At 64.5% G+C, this 5727-nt stretch carries 5 protein-coding genes and 2 pseudogenes; 1 reads left to right on the forward strand and 6 read right to left on the reverse strand.

Annotated elements, in window-relative coordinates; all coding sequences use genetic code 11:
- Positions 1-47: 47 nt before the first annotated feature.
- A pseudogene (locus A2J01_RS35415) lies at positions 48-248 on the forward strand (helix-turn-helix domain-containing protein); the annotation flags it as partial.
- A 115-nt stretch (positions 249-363) separates the two neighbouring features.
- Here A2J01_RS35415 and A2J01_RS24580 read toward each other — a convergent pair.
- The 6 genes and pseudogenes from A2J01_RS24580 to A2J01_RS24600 form a co-directional block, all read right to left on the reverse strand.
- Positions 364-535, reverse strand: a pseudogene (locus tag A2J01_RS24580) (IS256 family transposase); the annotation flags it as partial.
- Positions 536-700: 165 nt separating this feature from the next.
- Entirely contained in the window at positions 701-2389 is a 1689-nt protein-coding gene (locus A2J01_RS24585; protein WP_064113783.1) for an acetoacetate--CoA ligase, read from the reverse strand.
- On the reverse strand, positions 2386-3633 hold the full coding sequence (gene istA, locus A2J01_RS24590; RefSeq protein ID WP_064113784.1) for an IS21 family transposase: 1248 nt from the start codon (positions 3631-3633) through the stop codon (positions 2386-2388). The genes A2J01_RS24585 and istA overlap by 4 nt, the downstream gene beginning before the upstream one ends.
- 91 nt (positions 3634-3724) lie before the next feature.
- Positions 3725-4228, reverse strand: coding sequence for an ISL3 family transposase (locus A2J01_RS24595; RefSeq protein WP_442971578.1), 504 nt, complete (start codon positions 4226-4228; stop codon positions 3725-3727).
- Positions 4111-4587 (reverse strand): transposase, encoded by a 477-nt coding sequence (locus A2J01_RS37495; protein WP_082900952.1) that lies wholly within the window; start codon positions 4585-4587, stop codon positions 4111-4113. The genes A2J01_RS24595 and A2J01_RS37495 overlap by 118 nt, the downstream gene beginning before the upstream one ends.
- The gene (locus A2J01_RS24600; protein WP_064113786.1) at positions 4547-5638 is read right to left on the reverse strand and encodes a hypothetical protein; all 1092 of its coding nucleotides are present in this window, start codon (positions 5636-5638) and stop codon (positions 4547-4549) included. The genes A2J01_RS37495 and A2J01_RS24600 overlap by 41 nt, the downstream gene beginning before the upstream one ends.
- Between the last annotated feature and the right edge of the window lie 89 nt (positions 5639-5727).

The following is a 5727-nucleotide window of genomic DNA, read 5'->3' on the forward strand; positions in this document are numbered from 1 at the left end:
CCGCGCGCCTAAAATTCTTTGACAGTGCGATTTGAGATACTTCAAGCATGCGGATTAAGCCCCTACTCTTGCGAGACGGCGACGATCTCGAGTTGGCCCGACGACTGCGGTCGAGGTCGATCTCCTCCGGTGCGGCGCAGCGAGCGAGGATTGTTTTGCTCGCATCTCAAGGTGAGTCGAATTCGTCGATCGCGGATCTGGTCGGGGTGTCGCGGCCGACGGTGATCTCCTGGCGCGCCCGCTACGACGTAGACGGCTTGGCCGGCCTCGAAGACGATGCGCGTTCGGGGCGGCCGCGTAGCCTCGATCGCCGGGAGATCGTCTCCGCGACCTTGATGCCGCCGCCGAAGAAATACGGTGTCACACACTCGTTCAGTGCGGTTTCCAGGACGGTTTTGGTGAACTGTTTGAGCAGGCCGTCCGGCCCGGTCAGCGACAGGCCCTGCTCCTTGGCCAGGCGCACCAACTCTGCGGCCGCCGCAGCTTCCGCGGAGGGCTCGGCCCTCTTCTTCGTCACATCTTCCAGTGTCGTCATCTCGGCACCTCCTCGCCGAGCATTCACTCAGCGTCTCGGGCCAAAACACCGATTGCGAAACAGTCCCGGCAGCCACCAATACTTTGGAAAACATCGTTCTTCTGAACCTCGGCTCGTTGCTCGGATGGCGTGGCAGGGAGGGAAGCGGTGCATGCGCCCCGGTTGTCAGGGGGTCCTGCTCGCGGCATCGGTGCGGGTGAACCGGGTGAAGTACCGCAGGGCGTCGGGGTCGTCGATCGTGTCGGATCCGATGATGCGATCGACGTCCGCTCCTTGGACGATGCGTTTGATCGGTATCTCGATCTTCTTGCCGGTGCGGGTGTGCGGGATGGCGGGTACTTCGATGATCTCGTCGGGAACATGGCGAGGGGACGCGTGGGTTCGGATCGCGGTGGTGATGCGCTCGCGGAGCTCCTGGTCGAGTGACCTGCCCGGTGCGGGGACGACGAACAGCGGCATCCAGTAGCCGCCGCCGTCGAGTTCGATTCCGACGACGAGTGCCTCGCCGACTTCCGGCAGGTCTTCGACGATGTCGTAGATGTCGGCGCTTCCGAAGCGCACTCCATGACGGTTCAGCGTTGCATCCGATCGACCGGTCACGACGACGCTGCCGCGTTCGGTCACGATTACCCAGTCGCCGTGACGCCAGAGACCGGGATAGGTCTCGAAGTAGGAGGTGCGATACCGGGTCCCGTCCGCGTCATTCCAGAAGAAGACGGGCATCGAGGGCATCGGTTCGGTGACCACCAACTCGCCGACGTCGCCAATGACGGGCCGACCGTTCTCGTCGCGGGCTTCCAGGGCCACACCCAGCATCGGTGCGGACAGCTCGCCCGCCCACACCGCCGTGTTCGGGGCGCTGCCGGCGAACCCGCTCACCACGTCGGTTCCGCCGCTGACGGAGGCCACCTGGATCGTCGATCCGACGTGGCCGCGGACCCAGTCGTACTGTTGCTCGGCCAGGGGTGCGCCCGTGGATCCGAGTATCTTGAGGTGGCTTAGATCGAGGTTTCGGGCGGGTTCGACACCCATTTTGGCGCAGGTGAGCAGGTATCCGGGGCTGACTCCGAGGACGCGGGCTCGGCAGTCCGCGGCGATCGTCCACAGGCGCTGCGGGTTCGGATACGTCGGACTGCCGTCATAGACGACGATGGTCGACCCGAGCAGGAGTCCGGACACGACGAGGTTCCACATCATCCAATTAGTGGTGGTGTACCAGAAGAAGCGGTCTCCCGGCCCGAGGTCGTGGTGCAGGCCGAGCAGCTTGTAATGTTCGAGCAGGACTCCGCCGTGTGAATGCACGATGCCTTTCGGTATTCCGGTGGTCCCGGACGAGTACAGCACCCACAAGGGGTCGTTGAAATCGACTCGCTCGAACTGCACCGGCGCGGGGCGAGCGAGGATGTCGGCCCATGCGTGAGCATCGGCGACAGCGAGGGCGTCGGTCAGGACCGGGACGTGCACGGTGGACCGCACCGTCGGCAGCAGGTCCTGCAGCGCGGCGACGTCGCTGCGCCGGTCGTGGGGACGACCGTGCCAGGTGTTCAGATGCGCAATGGCATCACGCTGCAGACCGCGAGCGTGGTCGAAGTCGAACTCCTCCAACGATTTACGGGCAGGGAAACGAGCGGCGCGGATCCGGGATTCGCCGCCGTGACTTTCTCGCGCGGAGACTTCCCGCTGCAGGCACGCGACCAGAAATTCTTCGTGAGTCCAACTCTCTTCACGTGCTCGTTCGGTCAATCGTCCGGCGGCATCACGCAAGGTCGGTGCTTTGAGGGCGCGGGACAGGAAATTCAACTCGGCGGTCAGATCATGCTGAGGCTGCCGGGTTCCGCTGTTGTTGGTGGTCATAGTGCCTCCGTTCCATCGTAGTCAGGGACGTCGAACATGGCGTCGTAATCGCTCAGCGATCGAATCTGAACCTCCGGTTCAGCCGCCGGGTGAACCACTGTGATGCGGTTATGGCGCAGTGTGACAGCAGCTTTCACGTGATCGGAATCGGAGATCGTCTGATGTTTCGCCCACGCCCGAACATGATCAGCGACGCACCGGCCCGCGCACCACACTCGCACCCGGGCCAGATCGGCGGTGACCTCGATGCGCTGTCCGATCACCGACGGATGCACCGAGTAGTCGTTCGAATCGAGTCGGATGTAGTGATCGCGGGCCAGTCTGGTCGAGTACTGCCATCCGGTCACCGGTGGCACGGGCGGCAACTCGAGCATTCGGGCGCGGTCGGCATCGATGCGATCGGCCGGGGCGCAGCCGAGGGCGCGTTTGCGACGGCTGTTCGCGATCGCTAACCACGCCGACAGTTGCCGGTTGAAATCATTGGGACCGGTGAACGAACGGCCGGGCAGAAACGAGGTCTCCAGATAGTCGTGATTGCGTTCGATGATGCCCTTCGCTTCCGGATCGGCCGGCTTACAGACGAGCACTTTCGCACCGAGAGTGCCGCGAAATCCCTGGCAGTCCTGCGTTAGTTCCACCTTGCGGTGCCGCCATCGGTCGATGGCACCTTCGCCGTCCCAGACAAGTACTCGGGGCACTGCGCCGAGCCCGACGATCAGGTGCCACCAGCCGGCGAACAGGTCTTCGGCGCCGCGGGTGGGAATCAACAAGGCAGAGAACCAGCGCGAATATCCGCAGGTCATCGTCAAGACCGGTAGTTTCGTCGCGGTCCGAACATGGCCGTGATCGATCGGCAGAGTGATCGGAGGGAACCAGAAGTCGCACTGAGCGATCTCGCCGGGAAGATACGTGGTTCGTGAAGCCGGGTCCGGCGGCAGATAGACCGGTCGGAGTTCGGCGACCCTTGTGCTCAGGGTTCGGATTGAGCGGTCCCAGCCGATGCGTTCGGCGATCACCGTTGCGGGCATCGTCGGGAACTCGTGGAGCAACTCCCGAATGCGGGGTTCGACGACGTCGACGATCGAACCAGATTTGGCGCGTTGATATTTCGGTGGTCCGTCGGCGGCTAACGCCGAGCGGACGGTGTTGCGGGAAACTCCCATCAGGCGAGCGATTGCCTTGATCGGCAACCTTTCGCTTCGATGCAGACGCCGGATTTCGGCCCAATCTTCCACGGACAGCATCCCTTCGTCCCTCCTGGCTCGACTAGAGCCAGGATCGGCGGTCAGGGGTCAATATTGGGCTCTCCGCATTTGAGCGGGGCGTGTGCTGATTTCATGCTGCTGGTCTCTGCCCTCGGGTGAGGGCGATGTGGACCATGATGCGCCTTCGGTAGTTGTCCATGTTGGTGAAGCCGCATCCGACACGCTTGGTTTGCTTGATGATCCGGTTGAAGCCCTCGGTGCGGGCGTTGGTCACGTCCTCGGTGAGCGCGACGAGCACCGCTGGCCACCAGGTGTCGATCGTGGTCGCCAGGCGGCTGGTTTCCTCCATGTCGGCGCGGGCGGCGGCGTCGTAGAAGTCGTACAGCCTGCGCCGGATCTGGTGCGGCTGGTGTTCGGCCAGCAGCAGGCGCAGGCGTTCCTTGACGGCATGCGCGGCGGCGATCTCGTTGGTCGGATCCTCGGCGGCGAGGGCGGCGTTGAACCGGGCCTTTTGCTTCACGGTGAGGTGCTCGTAGCCGGTGAGCAGCAGTTGCCGGCTGGCCCAGACTTTGTCGGTGGCGGTGCCGCGGCGGCCGTGCAGTTGCCGGTGAGCAGCAGTTGCCGGCTGGCCCAGACTTTGTCGGTGGCGGTGCCGCGGCGGCCGTGCAGTTGCCGGGTGATCCGTTGACGGACCTGGGTGACCATGAGGTTGGCGAGGGCGACGAGATGCCACTTGTCGACTGCGATCCGCGCGTCCGGCAGGGCGGTGCGGATCCCGGATCGACAGGTACAACAGCGCCCGCCCGCACACCCGCCTCGGCAACGCCCCACCCGCCGAGTACGAGGCAGCGCACTGCGCTGAGCCCACCAAGTCATCGCGACCGGCAATGACACCTGCATAGACGTGGCATCAACGCGTAGATGTTTCAGTTTCTTCTGTGCTGGGGCTGTGTCAGGTGCTGGACCGGGTGTAGGCAGCGGCGCGCACCACATCGTCGTCCTCCAGTCCAGCTCCTAGTGCTCCGCCCACGGTGGCCAGGCTGGCGGTGAGCCAGCTGATCTTCGCGTAGTCCAAAGCGTTCACTGGGTGACCGGCGACACCGGCCAGTACCTGCTCGTCGATGAGCAGCAGCGCGCCGACCCAGGACAGGATGAATAAGCCGAGGTAGAACACCACAACCCCGATGGCCACGGTCGCGGTGGTGGCCAAATTGAACAGGATCACCTGCTCACGTTGGGCTCGCCGCCGTGGGCGCTCCCACAAGTCGGCTCCCAGGATCAGGGTGGCACTCACCGCCCCGATCGCCATCACCGCCAGCAGGACCAGGCGCACCGGCCCGTAGGCCATGGCCAGTACCCATAGGTCCGAGGCCACCAATGTCAGCATGCCGGTGGCCGCTGCCACGACCATCGCCCGGGAGAGCCGGGCCACGAAGGCCCAAGGCTGGTTGGCGCGGATCATGCCCAGCAGCAACCGCACGTTGCCGCTCAGCACTCGGGCCGTGAACTGCACGACGTTGTCGTCCGGGCGTTCGTCGAGATCGGTGGACAGCTGGTGGGCTCTTCGAGCAAGATCCCGCTGGGCGTTGAGGTCTTCGGCGTCGTAGCCCAGGAGCTGCCCGACCACGTGCACGGTGGTCTCTTGCACCTTCTGCCGCACGTGCACGGCTCCCAGGGTTGGGACGGAGACCAGTCCTACCCCGTGCACGGGGTAGGACTGGGTGAGCACCGGACGTCGGCCGGTCTTCAGGGGGATCGCGGTGAGCACCACGGCCAAATCCCAGTTCTCCTCCAGCACGCGGTTTCGGGCCGCCTCCAGCAGGTCCAAGGTCTCGGTGGGTGGATCGACCAGCCGGTCTTCGGCCATCTTCAGTTGCCAGCGCACTCCCGGATACCGCTGCACCAAAATCTTGCGCACCGAGGTGGTGACCTCGGGGCCGAGCATCGCACTCAGGGATGGTGAGACCACCAGGCCGATGAGCAGCTCGGCATCGGAAAGGGGTTCGGCAGGATCGGCGGTGGATCGGCAACGCTTAGCAGTCATCGCTCCATGGTGAGGCAACCACGGGCCGATTGCCACTGGCTCGATGGAGCCCCGAAGGTTTCGTGCAGCACCGCGGGCCGGATTCGGTG

It is taken from the genome of Rhodococcus sp. EPR-134, assembly GCF_001647205.1.
GTDB classification, from domain to species: Bacteria; Actinomycetota; Actinomycetes; order Mycobacteriales; family Mycobacteriaceae; genus Rhodococcus_F; species Rhodococcus_F qingshengii.